The organism is Vibrio sp. 1CM2L (assembly GCF_023161695.1).
In the GTDB taxonomy this organism is placed as follows: Bacteria; Pseudomonadota; Gammaproteobacteria; order Enterobacterales; family Vibrionaceae; genus Vibrio; species Vibrio coralliirubri.
The window spans coordinates 443653-460732 of the sequence record NZ_JALNTT010000003.1 but is presented as its reverse complement, the minus strand read 5'-3'; the positions used below and the strand labels follow the sequence as shown (position 1 = coordinate 460732).

The following is a 17080-nucleotide window of genomic DNA, read 5'->3' as shown; positions in this document are numbered from 1 at the left end:
GTTCACTTTTGTCGCCCTTTCACTTGATTTGAAGGTGATTGAGTGACTCTACACAATCACTCAACACGCTCATCATTTCAAATCAAAATGTCTGGTAAGACAGAGCAAATACAAGTCAACGTTACAGTGCTGCTTTCTTCGCTTCTGTAATCCAACCATCGAACGTGCTTTGGTTCGCTTTAATCCAACCATTTACGTGCGCTTCGATATCCGCAGAGCTGTTCTTACCTTTACTCATCATCATGTTCTGAGCACTTACATCATTGATGTTAAGTTTGATGATTTCGAAAAGCTTCGCTGCTGATGGGTTGTTCTTAGCAAACTCTTTATTCGCAATAATGCGCATTGAGTTCATTTCGAAGCCGTAGTTTTTACCGTTAGATAACGTCGTATCCACGTTCGAACGCTCGCCAGGAAGTGCTGAGAAAGGAACCTCTAACCAAACTACATCTTCGTTAGGCACCAATACGCCACTTACCCAGTAAGGTGTCCACGTGTAGTAAAGGATTGATTCACCTTTTTGGTAACGAGAAATCGTATCTGCAATGATTGCAGCGTAGTTACCTTGGTTGTGAGTCACCGTATCGTCCAGTTTGAACGCTGAAAGTTGGTGTTCAATCACCATCTCACAACCCCAACCTGGGTTACAGCCTGTTAGGTCTGCTTTGCCATCACCGTCCGCATCAAACAGCTTCGCGATTTTTGGATCCGTTAATTGACCAATGTTAGTGATGTTGTACTTTTCAGCCGTTTTCTTATCAATTAGGTAACCCTGAGCAGCGCCGCTTACATATTGGCCTTCACGGTAGAATTTCTCATCACCACCAGCCATTGTGTATTTGTCAGCATGAAGCGGGAACCAACCTACTGTTAGGAACGTTGCATCACCCTTTGCAATTGAAGTGTAACCTACGTTGTAATCCACTTCTTGAGTTGATTTCACGTCATAACCCAGTTCTTCTAGAGCACGGTTAACGATCAATGTTTGGAACGTCTCTTCCGCTACAGACGATTGAACCGGCTGAACTGATACGCCCTCACCCGGTAGGCTTGCTGCCCACACGTTAGTCGATACCGCTAATGTAGAAACGATGCTTACTGCGAGTTTACTCTTCCATGAATTATTCATTGGTGTTTTTCCTTAATTGAAGTTCTGATTTGTTACCGCGATTAAGTACATTCAGTACAAGGGAAACAGGTCCCATGCGATACCAGCGTAATTTTGTATTACCAGCGTTGACACCCAGTACTTGGGTGATTCGGTCTAATAAGATGGCTAAGATAACGATGCCTAAACCACCAACAGCGGCCAGTCCCATATCTAAACGGCCAATACCTCTCAGTACCATTTGACCTAAACCGCCTACCGCAATCATTGATGCGATAACCACCATCGATAACGACAGCATCAGTGTTTGGTTCACGCCCGCCATGATAGTTGGCAATGCAAGTGGCAGTTGAATTCGGTAAAGCATCTGCTTTTTGCTTGCACCGAATGAGTGACCCGCTTCGATCAATTCTTCCGGAACTTGCTGAATACCCAAGATGGTCAAACGAACAACAGGAGGAAGTGCGAATATGATGGTCACCACGACACCCGGAACGTTACCGATACCAAACAACATTACGATCGGTACTAAGTAAACGAAGGCTGGTGTGGTTTGCATGGCATCCAAAATTGGGCGCACGAATTTAGCCGCCGTGTTACTTCGGGCGAGCCATATCCCCATGGGTAAGCCAATCAACAGACAGAAGAATACGGATGTCATGACCAGTGACAATGTGGTCATTGCTTCAGACCAAGCGCCAATCAAGCCAATGAAAGTCAAAGATACGGCAGTTGCAACGCCAAGCTTCAAGTTTGAAAATTGCCACGCCACTAGAAACAAGATGATCAACATGAATGGTGCTGGCGTAGACACCAACGCCGTTTCAAATGAACTTAGAATAAAATCGATAGGCACACGAATCGCTTGGAATAATGGGCGTCCGTGCTCAACTAACCAATTCAGTCCAGACTCAACCCAAGTGTCGACAGGTAACACAGCCTCTGCAAAAGGGTTCAGTGGATCAAAAGGAGTCGTTTCAACGGTTTCGCTGCTTAACCAATCCGCTGATGGTGAGGTATCAGTGGCTTGACCCCAAGGATCACTTGCAGGTTGAGCTGCAGGAGCCGATTGAGACCATGGGTCATTATTTGTTTGTTCAGACGACATGATCTACCCCTTATCCAATGTTTGTAACAGTCGTGACTTAGTCACCACGCCAAAGTAATTACCTTGCTCATCCACAACAGGCACTGAGTAAGGCACACCACCAACTAGGCCAAGCACATCATTGATTGGTAAATCAGGGTTTAGCGTTAATCCATCATCGAGCTGCGCGCTGACGAGTGATTTGTTCTCTTTGTGAGCTTTACGAAGCGAGTCGATAGAGACAATACCGGAGTAACGGCTGCTCTTCTCAACTACGATGCCGTACTCGCGGTCGTTATCCATCAAAATTTGTAGAGCTGACGCTGGGCCATCGTGTTCTGATTTTTTAAATACCGCAGCTGGCTTCTTACGCGCAATGTCTTTCACAGTAAGTACGCTTGCTACGTTCACACCGCGGAAGAAAGCTTCGACATAATCGTTCGCTGGGTTATTAAGAATTTCGTCTGGAGTACCGACTTGAACCACTTCGCCATTTTGCATAATCGCAATTCGGTCACCGATACGCATTGCTTCATCTAAATCATGCGAGATAAAAACAATGGTTCGTTTATCGTCATTTTGAAGGCGAATAAGCTCATCTTGCATTTCTGTACGAATCAAAGGATCGAGCGCCGAGAACGCTTCGTCCATCAACAAGATATCTGGGTCACATGCTAGTGCACGAGCCAAACCAACACGCTGCTTCATACCACCAGATAGTTCATCTGGGTAAGATTCTGAATATGGGCCAAGGCCAACACGCTCAAGAGCTTCAAGTGCTGATTGCTTTCGTTGTTCAACTTCAACACCCGCAAGCTCTAGACCAAACGCGGCATTCTCGATAACCGTCATATGCGGCATCAAAGCGAAATTTTGGAAAACCATCGAGATGTTGTTGCGGCGGACTTCGCGGAGTTCATCTTCTGAGATGTGGGCAATGTCTTTGCCTCGAAGAAGCACATTGCCTTTGGTAGGTTCGATCAAGCGGTTAAGAAGGCGTACTAGGGTTGATTTGCCAGATCCTGACAGTCCCATTATGACGAAAATCTCGCCTTCTTGAATACTAAGAGAAACATCGTTAACGCCGATCGTTAGCCCTGTTTCTTCGAAAACTTTATCTTTATTCGCGCCTTCATTAATCATTGTAAAAGCACGATCGGTGTCTTCACCAAACACCTTGTACAGTCCCTTAACTTCCAGTATGGGATCCATGTAATCTAATCCTTTCTCAGTTATTTAAACTTAAAAATGGTTATTTAAACCCGAAAAACAATTAGCACTCTAAGTAATTAGCACATGTAAATCAAGGAGCTTCGTTCGGTAAAATAAGGCAACAGACCGAAACCAGACCAGTGACATCGAGGTCAAAAAACAAGCGAAAACACAACAAATCACTGATAATTAAAGGGATAAATTAGACAAATGCACGACCGATATTATGTATTACTTAGTCGTAGATTATTGAATATTAATTTTACATTAGAGTAATTAATAGGCTGAATGAACCAACAAAAGCCACAATTAGTTCGTGCACAAATAATTTGAATACGAACTATTTATTAAGCTTTCATGATGTTTCCGAGGCGAAAGTTCGCTCGGCAACAAGGATAAGATCGACTCTCAATCTCTACCTAAAAACCAAAGGTCAACCAGCTAAAGTCAGCGAGTTGAAATCAACCTTTTAGACCAAGAATTTTAATACATCACACCAACTGTGATACTTGCTGCAAACTGTCAATTGATGATTATCTAAGCTGGACTTCAACTTGTAGAGTACTCATTGCTGAGCCATTCTTTATAAAAGAAATAAGCATTTCCCCGTGACGAAATAGAGAAAAAGACAAGGAATTCGAATGATAAAAATGTTGGTGTGTGACTTTGACGGTACGCTTGATGGGGGATCATCTCACGGTGTTAACCAGCTATTTGATTACCTCACAGAGCAACCTGATATCCGCTTTATCATCGCGACGGGAAGAACATTACCTTCGATTCGAGTGGGTTTAGAATCGGATAACTACCCGAAACCACACAGTATTATTAGCGATGTGGGCACGAAAATTCATCATGTTCATTCCCAAAAACCAGACCATGTTTGGCATAACCAACTGGAAGCTTCTTGGAACAAATCAAAGGTAGAGACGGCTCTCGCACCCCTTGATTTTATGGGTGAGCGCATAGAAAACCATCAAGGCGATTACAAGATCACCTTTGAAGGAAAGCTTTCAGAGCCTCAACACGAACTGATTGAATCTAGCTTGGAGATGCACGGATTAGATGTTCACCTTACTTACTCTCATGATTGGTACTTAGATATCACACCAAAAGGCGTTAACAAGGCGACTGCGATTCACCACCTACTCGAACAACACGATTTGAGCGTTGCAGAAGTATGTGTCGCAGGTGATTCAGCTAACGACACCTCTATGCTCACGATTGAGGGCGTAAACTCGATACTGGTCGCTAACCATTACCCAGAGGTTGCTCACCTATCGGATAGAGACAACGTATACACGAGTAGAGCAACACATGCTGAGGGTGTGTTAGAAGGCCTTAAATACTGGCAAGGGCGTGCAGCAACGGGTAATTAGAAATAAGTAGAGGTGACCGACTGCTCCCTGCTTCCTATCCTTATTTCCAACCGGGAAGCCAATCATCCTTGTCGGTGAGATCCCGCCAGTTGATGTCTTCCTCTCGTTTGGTCATCACCGCCTCGAGCAAACAACGAATGACCTCCCCTTCTTCAAACTCGACCTCTGTGACCATAAAATGTTTTTCTTTCTTTAATGGGCTAACTGCTGTCCATTTACTGCGAAGTAGTTTCTTTGGATTGATTCGATTCATGACCTTATTTCTCGCTTAGATGTCATTGATTATTATGGATTGTCTAGCCGACATTGAGTAATAGTCTTCACCGCAAGAAAAGGATCAAAAAAAGCCAGCGATTAGGCTGGCTTCGTTCAGTGAGCTATTTCTTGTTAAAGATTAGCCGTTTTTAGGTGGATCAAATGCCGTGAGTTCTAATACTGGACCTGTGTATTTTTCAATCTTCACAAGCGCAGAGTTTGCAGCACAGCCATTCGCCAAACGAGAAGTCGGGATATCCAACGTAAGCACGTTACAGCCACCGTTTTTACATAGACCTGTGTCTTTATCTAAATCAGGCCAACCGCCTTCATGGATACATACAGAGCCTTGTTTGATGCCATCCGTCACTAATGCACCCACCAATACTTGTCCACGACCATTATGTGCACGAACCAAGTCACCCGTTTTAATGCCTCGAGCTTTCGCATCTTCAGGGTGGATTGAAATCGGCTCACGGTCTGCAATCGCGTATTCTTCACGAATCTTCGCGTAGTTGAACTGGCTATGCAGACGATGCGCGGCGTGCGCTGTCATTAGTTGCAGTTCGCCATCTTTAGCGTTGCCTGTGTACTCTGTTGGTTCTAACCAAGTTGGGTGTGCTGGGCAATCATCTAGTTGGTAACCTTCAATGGTTCTTGAGAATATCTCGAACTTGCCACTTGGTGTACCTAGTGGGTTCATGATTGGGTTCTCACGAAAATCAGCGTAACGAACAAACTGTGCGTTCTTCTCGTTCCACTTCATCTCGATCAACTGATTATCTTCCCAGAACTTGCTGAAATTAGGCATTACGATACGCTGACCACGGCCACCTTGCTGTGCGGTTTTGTAGAAACCATACAGCCATTCCATCTCGGTCTTGCCTTCGGTGTACACATCACGACCGCCCGGTGCAAGTAACTCAGACATGTCCGCAAATACATCGAAATCGTTACGGGCTTCACCTTGTGGCTCAACCACTTTCTTCATTGGTACTAAGTGTTGGTTACTGTAGTCACCCGTCATCGTCATGTCATTACGTTCAAACGATGTAGTAATTGGCAGAACAATATCCGCGTGCTTAGCTGCTGCTGTCCAGTATGGTTCTGAGATAACAATCAGCTCAGGTTTTTGCCACGCTTTGATTAGGCGGTTGGTATCTTGGTGGTGAGTAAAGTTCGCACCGCCTGCCCACCAGATCATTTTAATCTCAGGGAATGCTAAGTTGTGACCATTGTGATGGTAGCTTGAACCCGGGTTTTCTAGTGCTTCAACAATACGCGCTACAGGGAAGGCATTCACAGAACCCGATACTGCCCAGTCGTTACCAGCCGATGAACCACCGCCAAGAGACGCTGAAATCGCAGGAAGTACACCCGCATCGCGTGCAGGGTTACCACCGTTTGAGTAGTGGTAAGAAAGGCCAAAACCACCACCTGGTAAACCAACTTGACCTAGCATCGTCGCTAGCGTAACCAACATCCAGTGGCGTTGTTCACCGTATTGTTGACGCTGCATCCCCCAGCCAGACATCAACATGGTGCGGTTGCTGCTGAAAATATCCGCCAGCAGTTCCAGTTGCTTCACTGGTACGCCACAGATCTCAGACGCCCACTCAGCAGATTTTTCTACGCCGTCTTCCTTACCCATCAAGTAAGCTTCGAATACGTCGTAACCTGTTGTGTATTTACCCAAGAATTCTTTATCGTGCTTGCCCTGTTTCACTAACGTGTGTGCGATACCCATCATCATGGCTACGTCAGTCATTGGGTGAGGAGCGATCCACTCTGCGTTGTCACCAAAGAACTCGATAGTTTCAGAGCGCATTGGGTCAATCGCAATCACTGTCTTGCCCGACTTCTTCAACTGGTGGAAGAACTCAAGACCTGCACAGTCGGTTGAGCTCCAAGCGATCTTCAAGGTGTTAATTGGGTTTAGGCCCCAAAGTACCACCACATCACTGTGCTCAAGGATAACTGGGTAAGTCGTCTGCTGTTCATACACCTCAATCGAACCCACAACGTGCGGCATGATAACTTGCGCAGCACCTGTTGAGTAATCACCTAAGTGACCAGAGTAACCACCAGCCATGCTCATGTAACGTTGTAGAAGCGTTTGCGCTTTGTGCAGAACACCACTTGAACGCCAGCCATAAGAGCCTGCGAATACAGATTCCGCACCGTGCTCTTGACGAATACGTGAGTGTTGTTGGTGAATCAATTTGTACACTTCATCCCAAGAGATACGAACAAATTCATCACTACCACGTACACCTTCAGGTGCAGATGGGTTAGCCAAGTAGCCCTTACGAACCATAGGGTACTTAACACGCGCTTTGGTGTGTACTTGATCAGGGCCTGTGGTCTGCAGGCTATTTGGAACCGTTTGTGCCAGTGCATTCGTCGTCGACACGAGTTTGCCGTCTTTCACTTCACACAACATTGGGCCCATACGGCCTGATGTTAGAACACCAGAACCACGTTTGTCCGAAGCAATTGCACTCATCGGCGTCAAAGATGTGAATGCCAACGCACCGGCTGTGATACCTGTGCCTTTCATAAATCCACGACGTGTCATATTAGTCATAATTTTATCCTTCTAATTCTCTTTAGTGACCAACAACGTCTTTCGCGTGGTTTTGGAAGTACTTAGTCAGCAGCTCAAGGTTTTGCTCAGAAATGTCTGTACGGTCGCCCATACTTTTCGCAACAGGTCCCCAAGCATTCACAGTGAAGTGGTTTGAAGGAATTTTCGCGTGACACGTTGCACAGTAAACGTTGTCCAACTCTTCTGCATAAGACCAGATTGGGTCTAGTTTATCGACAACTGGAGAAGTGATATCACCCGTTAGCGCAACTGAACGCCACTCGTTACCGTAAGCATCGGCTTTATAGTCACCAGTAGTCAGTGCTTCTTGACCTTTGTCTGTCAATGTCGCAACGATTGCACGTTGGCCTTCACCGAAGTAAAGCACTTGCTCTGCACCTTTCATTTGGAATGCATTCAAAGTCACAGTACGGTTGTCGCCTTCAGCCTTAACCACTTGCAGTTCTGCTGTTGGGTTTACACTGCCTAAGTCACCCATTGCGATATCGGTTACTGGGTAAACCACTTTCGCATCTGCTGGCGTGTTTTTCGTAAATGCAATCAGGGTATCGAACGCTTTGCTATCTAGCTGAGCTTCAGGAGCAAAATGTGCGACGCCTTTGTGACAATCGATACACGTTTGGTTGTTTTCACGACCGTAAGCATGCATTTTCGCTGCATCACGAGATTGCTCGAACTCTTCCATTGCATCGAATTCGTGACAAGAGCGACAAGTCGCTGAGTCATTCTCGCGGAATTGAGCCCAAACGGTCTCAGCCATCTCTTCACGGTGTGCTTCATATTTCTCAGGCGTGTCTATCTTCCCTGAAATAAATTCGTGGTAGATGTCTTTGGACGCTCTTACTTTGGTGATCACGTAGTCAATCGGATCAGTTGGAATGTGGCAATCGGCACATTCAGCTCGAATGCCTTTTGCGTTACTGAAGTGTACTGAACCTTGGTATTCTTTGTGGGGTGCTTCCATTGTGTGGCAAGAAACACAAAACTCAGTGCTCGATGTATAGTGCATAACGGCTGCAGTTCCCCCTAAGGTTAACCAGCCAATACCTATACCAACCGCCGCTATTAGTGCGATATAACGTTTTTTTATTGTCATAATTCTTAATCATCTTCAACAATTGGTTACAATTAAGATCAGAGTAGTACTTTAGGGGTAGATCGGTTTGATTTGGATCATAAATGGTATTCTGAGGAACAAAAATTGAACCTTTATGAGAACCCAAGGCCACTTCACGAAATTATCCCCCACCAGATACAATCACCCGCCAAATAATAGGCGGCGGTTAAATATCTATTATTAATTAATCTAACATCAACGAGACAAAACGGCTTTCTAAGTCAAAGAAGTAAATTGTAAATCTATTACAATATTGGCTATCTATTTTTCATAAACTCCTCACTCAATGAACCAAACAGAATTCCAACAAAAAATAGCGAGTTTCACCTCGATTGAACAAGCGCTTGATTACTTTGAAATTGGCTTTGATAGCAAGTTTATCGACCAAAATAGAGTCGAGCTTGTGAAGCGCTTTAATGGTTATCTGATCCTGTCGAAACCCGATGATTGGTTTTCTGGAAGAAGAGCGTTGAAAAATGCGTATTGTAAGGTTCAACGGAGCAAGTTGGATCGCCACACACGTTCTGCCTGCCGCGGGTGTACCACTTGCCAACGTCGATAGATAGAAAGTGCATCCCAAAATAGAGAACTAGAAAAGAGATAGTTGAAATAACATCTCATTACGATTCAGTTAGTGGTTTGCTCGAAAAAAAGTGTGCTAGTCTTACGGCAACTCAACTACGAGATAAAAACTACAATGAAAATTTTCAGCAATTTCGAAAGCGGCAACATTCACGTCGTTTCAGCAGATTCACCACAAAACATTCAACTGACTATCCCAGCAGACAACCAGACTGAAATCTCTCAGTGGTTTCACTTCCGCTTAGAAAGTGAAGCTCAACAAGCTCACCACTTTGAAATCGGTCAATTGGCAACATCTGCCTATCCTGAAGGCTGGAAAGATTACGATGTGGTTGCATCGTATGACCGTGAAGAGTGGTTCCGTATCCCATCTCAGTTCGATGGCGATACATTAAGCTTTGATATCATCCCTGAACACGATTCAATGTACTTCGCGTACTTCGCACCGTACTCATACGATCGTCACCAAGATCTTCTGCACAGTGCTCAAACGCACCCAGCTTGTAAGCTTGAAACTCTAGGTCACACACTAGACAACAACGACATCACTTTGCTAACCATCGGTGAGCCAAGTGAAGAGAAGAAAAACATCTGGGTTATTGGTCGCCAACACCCGGGCGAGACGATGGCTGAATGGCTAATCGAAGGCCTGCTACAACGCTTGCTTGATGAAACAGATACGGTCGGTCGCTCTCTGCTAGACAGCGTTGTGTTCCGCGTTGTACCAAACATGAACCCAGATGGCAGCATCCGCGGTCACCTGCGTACTAACGCGATTGGCGTAAACCTAAACCGCGAATGGCAATCACCTTCTATGGAACGCAGCCCAGAGGTATTCCTTGTTCGCGAGCGTATGTTAGAAACGGGCGTTGACCTATGTCTAGATATTCACGGCGACGAAGCGATTCCATATAACTTTGTCGCGGGTAGCGAAGGCACACCTTCTTACAACGAGCGCATCGCTAAGCTAGAGAATCACTTCAAGCAAGCACTGCTCACTATCACGCCAGAGTTCCAAGATGAATTTGGTTACGATAAAGACGAACCGGGCAAAGCAAACATGACAGTTGGCACAAACTGGATTGGTGAGCAATTCAAGTGTTTAGCTTACACAGTCGAGATGCCATTTAAAGATCACATCAGTCACGCTGACGAACTTTACGGCTGGTCTCCAGAGCGAAGTGTCGCGTTTGGTCACGACATGCTAGCCGCGGTTTGGGCTACAGTAGACGAGCTATAGAGTCACTAAGCTCTTTAATTTGTCCATATATCTAGCTTGATAGATAGAACAAAGCCCAGCACTTGTGAAAGTGCTGGGCTTTTTAATCTCTGCTTAGAATGAGCGATTTGCGCCTTAAGGAATCTAACGTCAGTCGCTTTTAAGCCACTCTTAAGCTTGCAAAAAATACCGGGTATCTTTGCCTAATATGCCTTTGTTCAGACACCATATCTTTGAAGCTTGGGCCTTGTGATAACTGAACGATCACTTCATCGCCCTCTTGTCTCAATACAGCACCACTAACATCGATACTGTTATTGTCATGCAACCTCAAGGTACCAGCCATTGAAAAGCCACGATAAACCGGAATGATGTTACGCATCATCAGGCGTACACCCTTTTCAGAAACTTCGCTGACATGAAAAAGCTCATCCTTAATTCGCATCACCGGACGAGCCTTTTGAGGGTACTTTAAGCGGTAATATTTGCGTTTCTGGGTGAATGAATCTTCACGCATCAGTGACTCCCTGTCTCTGTTATTTCGGTCAAGCAATAGACTGTAGCTTCAATTGGTTTCAAACAAACACATTCACCAAACTGATAGCTAATTATTATATCGACTTTCCGAGCTAATGCTTTAGAGATTTATACAGAGAAACAAGGATTGCTTAGCATTCACTTAAAAATGAGAACTGAGTCGGATATGAACTGAGCCAATAGCTAAAAATCCAATTCTTCACGTCGCACCCTAAAGGTGAAACAATGCCAACTGAACGCTGAAGCCCACGAATAGAATCCCACACACAATGTTCATCATTTGCGAGGTGCGCTTTTGAACCAACAAGCGCTTAAAGGTATCCGCCATTAAGATCACAACTAAGAACCACATCGACACCACTGACGCTTGAATTGCACCGAGCATCAAACTGTCTGTCACAATCGCATCTGTTGAAACAAATTGAGGGAATATAGAAAGATAAAACAGGACAATTTTAGGATTCAGTAGATTAGTGAGAAGCCCTTTGAAAAATTGGTTATAAAGCTTACTTCCCGATGCACTGACCACAGAGAGCACGCCCTCTTGAGCACGCAGTGCCGCACGAAAATGGTTGTACCCAAGCCAGACAAGATACAAAACCCCAGCCCACTTTAGCCCTTCAAAGGCCATGGGAGTGTTCGACAGTAATAGGCTTATGCCGTTGGCCGAGATAAAGGCGTGAAAAAAGAAACCACATGACACGCCCAACACGTTCACAAATGCGAACAGCTTCCTTTGAGTTAAGGCTGTGCTTAATACCAACAGCGCATTTGGGCCCGGGATAATGGCAATAAAAAACACGATAACAATAAACAGCCAGATACTGTCCCAACTCATTTCGATCTCATTTCATGAACATTTTTAGGGCGGACATTGTACGTCCATTCAGTCCCATTACAATATGATAAACGCTTAATTATCGCGTATGGCTAACAGACATAATTCACGCGTATAATGAATGTGTTTATCGTCTAACATACAAAACTGATTCTCTAACATTTGTAGCCCTGTTAGACTCCACCTCCCTTTTGATACTTGGTTCATTTATGTCATTTGCTAGCCTAACCCTTAACGCAAAAACCGTTTCCGCACTCCCATCTCAATTCAATAAGCCGACAGAGATACAGCAAGCGGTAATTCCTACCATTATTGCGGGGAAAGACGTACTTGCATTGGCTCAAACGGGCAGCGGTAAAACATTGGCATTCGGCTTACCTTTAGTGAATAACATCAACCAAGATGTAAATGCACTGCAAGCACTGATCATTGTTCCAACCCGTGAACTTGCATCTCAAGTGACCAAATCTTTAGAGCCGATCGCGACAACGCTCAATATCAAATTGGTAACGCTAACGGGCGGCGTGAATACTGATGATCAACAGCAACAATTATCGACTAAACCACAATTAGCCATCGCCACACCGGGCCGCTTACTTGCTTTAATCAAAAGTGGTGAACTGGATGTAGCTCAGTGTTCATCATTGGTTCTTGATGAAGCCGATCGCCTGATCGACATGGGCTTTTGGCCAGATATTCAAGCGATTACTGCAGCACTACCGAGCAAACGTCAGTCACTGCTGTTCTCTGCGACACTTCCGCCCGAATTAGTAGGGCAAGCTGAAGAGCTTCTTTTAAATCCAGTTAAAGTCACGACACACCAAGAAAACAGCGTGGTCGCGACTATTGAAGAAACCCTGTATTTAGTAAACAAAGGCAGTAAAGCTCAAGCGCTCATCGCACTACTCAATCAACACACATGGCCGCAAGTATTAGTATTTATTGGTGCAAAAGACAATGCTGATGCATTAACCAAACGATTGAATAAAGCCAAAATCAGTGTGAGTGCGTTACATGGAAATAAGAGCCAAGAAGAACGAGAGCAAGCATTAGAAAGTTTCAAAAATGGCGAGACTCGTGTGCTTATCGCGACAGACGTGATGGCTAGAGGCATCCATATTGATCAGTTACCTGTCGTAATTAACTTCGAATTACCGTCACACGCAGCAACTTATGTACACCGCGTTGGTCGCACAGCAAGAGCAGGAAGTACTGGTTGCGCGATCTCTCTGGTTAGCCACAGCGAAACTGACTACCTCAATGCGATTCGCACCTTGACCAATAAGCCGTTAGTGCTGCAACCATTAGAAGGTTTCCCGGTTACCGACAAACCTGCATCTGAAGCGACCGCTCGCAAGCGTCCACCTAAAGACAAAATGGCCAATCGAAGAACAGCCAAAAAGAAGAGCATTAAGCAATTTAAAAGCAAACCAAATAGCTCCAAGTAACCAGAAATAGCGCTAAGCAGCCAGAAATAGAATGGTCAGCCCAGTTTGTACTGGGCTTTTTTATATGCAACAAAACATAAATTCACACCCAAAAACTTACCTAAAGTTGCCAACTTAAATGACACTTTTGTGAATTATGATGCCAACGTATTGATTCTTGGTTGCTCAAAAAAAATACTCTTAAATCACGTTGACGCCCCTATATCTGGCAACTAGATTTTTCTATTAGTGTCTACAACAGGAGGTCATTGAAATGAAACGTGCTAGCTCTACATATCGATTACAACTGATTAAGGAAGTGGCAACCCGCCGAGATCGTCAACGTTCCAATGACCCGATGGCAAACTACATACAAACCCTAATAGATAATAAAGATGATTGTGATACTTCGGTTGAACGCAACCAGAGGTTCAGTGGCAGTCATTTTGATGAGCACATAGGTGGTTGGGTAAGTGACCACTGGGGTAACAAGTAGGACAACGAGAGTAATCCAACCAGCATAACCGCTGTAGAATTCGTCTCCGCATTAACCTATCATCTGCAACAATTCCCTATCCTAGAGTAAGCAGAAAGTGTCTGAGTTAAAAAGAGAAAAAGAAGTGATGGTTGCCTTCCAAGTGATACCTCGCGTTAAAGAAGGCAACAACTTCGAAGTGGTTGATAAAGCCATTGAAGTTGTGAAAGCTGCCGATGTGCCTTTCCAAGTCGGTGCGATGGAAACCACGATGAAAGGTGAACTCAACCAATTACTCGATATCGTTAAAAAAGCAGAACAAGCTTGCTACGATGCTGGGGCTGTAGAAGTGATCACAAACATTAAGATTCACAGTAAAACCACCGACACCGATGATACATTTTGCACGTACCATCGTGGTGTAACGAAAGCGAATCACATGTTTGTTTAATCACATTTTTGTTTCTGAAAACTGAGCTTTAAGAAAGACTCTGAAGAAAACCAGTGGTGTTATTGGAAAGGCATGTCTGAGAGGTGAGAAAGGATTTCCATTCGTTCTTCTTCTGACATCGAATGCCAATCACGCGGAGTATCTTCAGGGTCATCTTTTGCCCCGATCGGTTTTCGGTCCAGTGCTTTGACTGGCTCTTTTTTGAGTTTTACGTTCTTTTTATTCATACCGACACCACTCCTTCAGGTACAAAGGTACCTACCTTAATATTACACCCCAACCATTATGTAAAGTAATAGTTACTTCGGAGTTAAATAAAATCTAAATACTTCCTCTTTAGCCAAAAAGATCTCTTTGGGGACTTGTATTTCCCTCTTCATCGACCTGCTTACCAACCAAGTTTTTTTGCTTCATTATTTTTCTTCTATAGCGCTGGCGACACAGCTTTATCACGTGCAATTGTTCTGACGGTGTCATCGACATCCAATTAAAGCGCTCTTCTCTTTTGCGCATACAACCATTGCAATAGCCTTTGTCATCGCTTGAACAAACCCCAACGCAAGGGCTTGGAACTTGGAAAAACTCTAACTGCTCCACCATGCCTCCTTACACATTCAAAATTACGCTTACTCTCTCAAAAATAAGCGATTAATTTGTCGCCTAGCTCATGGAATCCATACTAAACTATGACCTTATACTGACACATATAGTGTTTTGTAAACTATACTTTGAACCCATCAAGTTACACTTATTCGGTAACTTCGTTCTTTCCTTTGGAGCCTTATAATATGAAGTTTAGTTCAAAAAAATTACTAGCAGTAGCCGCTTTACCTATGATGCTAGCAGCATGCACAACAACAGGTGACAACGCGATGCAAGTAACACCAACCGATCTACAGCACCATAATTGGGAACTTGCGCAAATTGATGGCAAGGACATTGTGAAAAGCGAAGACCAAGCAGCTCCTCGTCTAGAGATCGGCGAAAAGATGACTGCAAACGGCATGGCTGGTTGTAACAACTTCTTCGGTCAAGGCGAGCTGAAAGACGGTCAATTCCGTATCAAGCAAATGGGCATGACAATGAAAATGTGTCACGGCTCTGCGATGGAAATCGAACAATCAGTTTCTGCTACTCTAAGCGAGTGGAGCGACGTAACGCTAACAAACGATACACTAGTACTGAAAAACGATGTACACACGCTAACGTACACCATTCGTGACTGGGTAAACTAATCCGTCATCGAAACCAAATATTGATTAAAGGGGCCTGATGGCTCCTTTTTTATTGCCAGCTAGTCCTCACTACTTCTTCAAAATTGACGCTCATCGCCGACTTTTCGTACCAACCTCCAATAAACCTCAAAAATCTCTCATTTAGATGCAATAAATTCAACGGTTCAGCGGTCTGTTGCTAGGATGGCAAAAGCCTAGAGTCTGTCGAGTTTTCGAGATGATTACATATCGAACAAAACTCAACCTGCAACTCCCTGCTTGTTCTCAAGTAATTGATTGAATTTACTGTTGAATTAGAATTTATTTCAGAAACAGATAGAATAACTATTAGGGAGTTTGAAAATACAATGCTCTTGCCCGTTCACTACCAAATGGAAAAGTTTATGAACAAGATAGTAAGTACGTTAGGAATCATGGCAACCGTTGCATACAGCGCAACCATTTATGCTGATGAAGCAACATCCACCGACAGCTGGAACCAAATAGAACAGCAGGCAGAGGGAGAAACTGTCTACTTTCACGCTTGGGGCGGAAGCCAAGAGATCAATCGTTACCTACAGTGGGCAGGCAAGAAATTACAAAGTGGCTACGGTGTTACCTTAAAGCATGTCAAAGTCACTGATATTGCCGAAACCACCACTCGATTACTTGCAGAAAAGGCGGCAGGAAAGAACACCGAAGGCAGTGTCGATATCGTTTGGATCAATGGTGAAAACTTCCGTTCGATGAAAGACAACGCGCTGTTATTTGGGCCATTTACAGAATCACTTCCAAACTGGCAGTACGTTGATAAGTCTCTGCCTATTGATGTCGACTTCTCTGAACCGACAGAAGGCCTAGAAGCACCATGGGGCGTTGGACAACTTGTGTTCATCCATGACCAAGAGACGCTGCATAATCCACCACAATCATTCTCTGAGATGTTGAGCTACGCTCAGGCTTTCCCGAACCGCTTAAGCTACCCTCGCCCACCAGAATTTCATGGCACGAGCTTCATTAAGTCTCTATTGATTGAACTAACAAACAATAACCCTGCGCTGGCTCAGCCGGTTTCAGAAGACAACTTCCAAGAAGTGACGGCACCACTTTGGGCTTACTTAGATAAATTTCATAAAGTGGCTTGGCGCGGTGGCAAACAATTCCCAGCAGGCACATCGGAAAGCATCCAACTCCTGGATGACGGACAGGTCGATCTCGCGATTACGTTTAATCCAAACTCTGTTTATTCAGCACAAGCAAGTGGTCGCCTAGCCGAAACCACCAAAGCTTATGCTCTAGAAAGTGGCGCATTATCTAACATTCACTTCCTTGCGATTCCTTGGAATGCCAATGCAACCGCAGGTGCTCAAGTGACCATTAACTTCTTACTGAGCCCTGAAGCACAGTCTCGCAAAGGTGACCTGAATGTTTGGGGCGATCCTTCGGTTCTGAGCAGCAAGTACCTCACTGGCAGCGCTAAAAACACCCAGCAATTTAAATCGGTTGATGAACCACACCCTAGCTGGCAAAACGCGCTCGAGAAAGAGTGGCTTAAGCGATACGGTAACTAG

At 44.5% G+C, this 17080-nt stretch carries 18 protein-coding genes; 8 read left to right on the top strand and 10 right to left on the bottom strand.

Annotated elements, in window-relative coordinates:
• Positions 1-121: 121 nt before the first annotated feature.
• From proX to proV, 3 genes are read right to left on the bottom strand one after another with little or no spacing between them, the layout of a single operon-like run.
• Positions 122-1129 carry a glycine betaine/L-proline ABC transporter substrate-binding protein ProX gene (proX, locus tag MSG34_RS12140; protein ID WP_017065372.1) on the bottom strand — a complete coding sequence of 336 codons (1008 nt, stop codon included), beginning with the start codon at positions 1127-1129 and terminating at the stop codon, positions 122-124.
• Positions 1122-2216 (bottom strand): glycine betaine/L-proline ABC transporter permease ProW, encoded by a 1095-nt coding sequence (gene proW / locus MSG34_RS12135; protein WP_048617625.1) that lies wholly within the window; start codon positions 2214-2216, stop codon positions 1122-1124. The genes proX and proW overlap by 8 nt, the downstream gene beginning before the upstream one ends.
• Before the next feature lie 3 nt (positions 2217-2219).
• The gene (gene proV / locus MSG34_RS12130) at positions 2220-3407 is read right to left on the bottom strand and encodes a glycine betaine/L-proline ABC transporter ATP-binding protein ProV (protein ID WP_248337584.1); all 1188 of its coding nucleotides are present in this window, start codon (positions 3405-3407) and stop codon (positions 2220-2222) included.
• 641 nt (positions 3408-4048) lie between these two features.
• Here proV and MSG34_RS12125 point away from each other — a divergent pair.
• Entirely contained in the window at positions 4049-4786 is a 738-nt protein-coding gene (locus MSG34_RS12125) for an HAD-IIB family hydrolase (protein WP_248337582.1), read from the top strand.
• 40 nt (positions 4787-4826) lie between these two features.
• On the opposite strand, the gene MSG34_RS12120 is transcribed toward MSG34_RS12125, so the two are convergent.
• The 3 genes from MSG34_RS12120 to MSG34_RS12110 all read right to left on the bottom strand — a co-directional run bounded on the left by MSG34_RS12120 (position 4827) and on the right by MSG34_RS12110 (position 8745).
• Positions 4827-5039, bottom strand: coding sequence for a TIGR02450 family Trp-rich protein (locus tag MSG34_RS12120; RefSeq protein WP_248337580.1), 213 nt, complete (start codon positions 5037-5039; stop codon positions 4827-4829).
• 141 nt (positions 5040-5180) lie between these two features.
• The gene (locus MSG34_RS12115) at positions 5181-7628 is read right to left on the bottom strand and encodes a molybdopterin guanine dinucleotide-containing S/N-oxide reductase (protein WP_248337578.1); all 2448 of its coding nucleotides are present in this window, start codon (positions 7626-7628) and stop codon (positions 5181-5183) included.
• Between the two features lie 22 nt (positions 7629-7650).
• Entirely contained in the window at positions 7651-8745 is a 1095-nt protein-coding gene (locus tag MSG34_RS12110) for a NapC/NirT family cytochrome c (RefSeq protein WP_248337576.1), read from the bottom strand.
• Between the two features lie 307 nt (positions 8746-9052).
• On the opposite strand from MSG34_RS12110, the gene MSG34_RS12105 reads away from it, so the two are divergent.
• Positions 9053-9328, top strand: a complete 276-nt coding sequence (locus MSG34_RS12105) for a nitrogenase-stabilizing/protective protein NifW (RefSeq protein WP_048614798.1) — start codon at positions 9053-9055, stop codon at positions 9326-9328.
• A 135-nt stretch (positions 9329-9463) separates the two neighbouring features.
• The gene (locus tag MSG34_RS12100) at positions 9464-10588 is read left to right on the top strand and encodes a M14-type cytosolic carboxypeptidase (RefSeq protein ID WP_029223407.1); all 1125 of its coding nucleotides are present in this window, start codon (positions 9464-9466) and stop codon (positions 10586-10588) included.
• A gap of 139 nt (positions 10589-10727) precedes the next feature.
• Here the strand turns inward: MSG34_RS12100 and MSG34_RS12095 are convergent, their stop codons facing one another.
• Entirely contained in the window at positions 10728-11084 is a 357-nt protein-coding gene (locus MSG34_RS12095) for a hypothetical protein (protein WP_048609429.1), read from the bottom strand.
• 231 nt (positions 11085-11315) lie between these two features.
• Positions 11316-11942: a LysE family translocator gene (locus MSG34_RS12090; protein WP_248337574.1), complete on the bottom strand. Its 627-nt coding sequence runs from the start codon at positions 11940-11942 to the stop codon at positions 11316-11318.
• 209 nt (positions 11943-12151) lie between these two features.
• On the opposite strand from MSG34_RS12090, the gene MSG34_RS12085 reads away from it, so the two are divergent.
• From MSG34_RS12085 to MSG34_RS12075, 3 genes are all read left to right on the top strand, one after another.
• Positions 12152-13390, top strand: a complete 1239-nt coding sequence (locus MSG34_RS12085; protein ID WP_248337572.1) for a DEAD/DEAH box helicase — start codon at positions 12152-12154, stop codon at positions 13388-13390.
• 253 nt (positions 13391-13643) lie between these two features.
• The gene (locus MSG34_RS12080) at positions 13644-13865 is read left to right on the top strand and encodes a hypothetical protein (protein ID WP_017057116.1); all 222 of its coding nucleotides are present in this window, start codon (positions 13644-13646) and stop codon (positions 13863-13865) included.
• A 127-nt stretch (positions 13866-13992) separates the two neighbouring features.
• A complete protein-coding gene (locus MSG34_RS12075; RefSeq protein ID WP_050650209.1) occupies positions 13993-14295 on the top strand; it encodes a thiamine-binding protein in 303 nt (100 codons plus the stop codon).
• 59 nt (positions 14296-14354) lie between these two features.
• Here MSG34_RS12075 and MSG34_RS12070 read toward each other — a convergent pair whose 3' ends face one another.
• Together MSG34_RS12070 and MSG34_RS12065 are read right to left on the bottom strand one after the other, a co-directional pair.
• Complete coding sequence (locus MSG34_RS12070) at positions 14355-14522, bottom strand: hypothetical protein (RefSeq protein ID WP_197283236.1); 168 nt, start codon at positions 14520-14522, stop codon at positions 14355-14357.
• 109 nt (positions 14523-14631) lie between these two features.
• Positions 14632-14895, bottom strand: a complete 264-nt coding sequence (locus MSG34_RS12065) for a DUF1289 domain-containing protein (protein WP_081090123.1) — start codon at positions 14893-14895, stop codon at positions 14632-14634.
• Positions 14896-15083: 188 nt separating this feature from the next.
• On the opposite strand from MSG34_RS12065, the gene MSG34_RS12060 reads away from it, so the two are divergent.
• Both MSG34_RS12060 and MSG34_RS12055 read left to right on the top strand, forming a co-directional pair.
• Positions 15084-15530 (top strand): META domain-containing protein, encoded by a 447-nt coding sequence (locus MSG34_RS12060; protein WP_004734625.1) that lies wholly within the window; start codon positions 15084-15086, stop codon positions 15528-15530.
• 383 nt (positions 15531-15913) lie between these two features.
• Complete coding sequence (locus MSG34_RS12055) at positions 15914-17080, top strand: ABC transporter substrate-binding protein (RefSeq protein ID WP_248337570.1); 1167 nt, start codon at positions 15914-15916, stop codon at positions 17078-17080.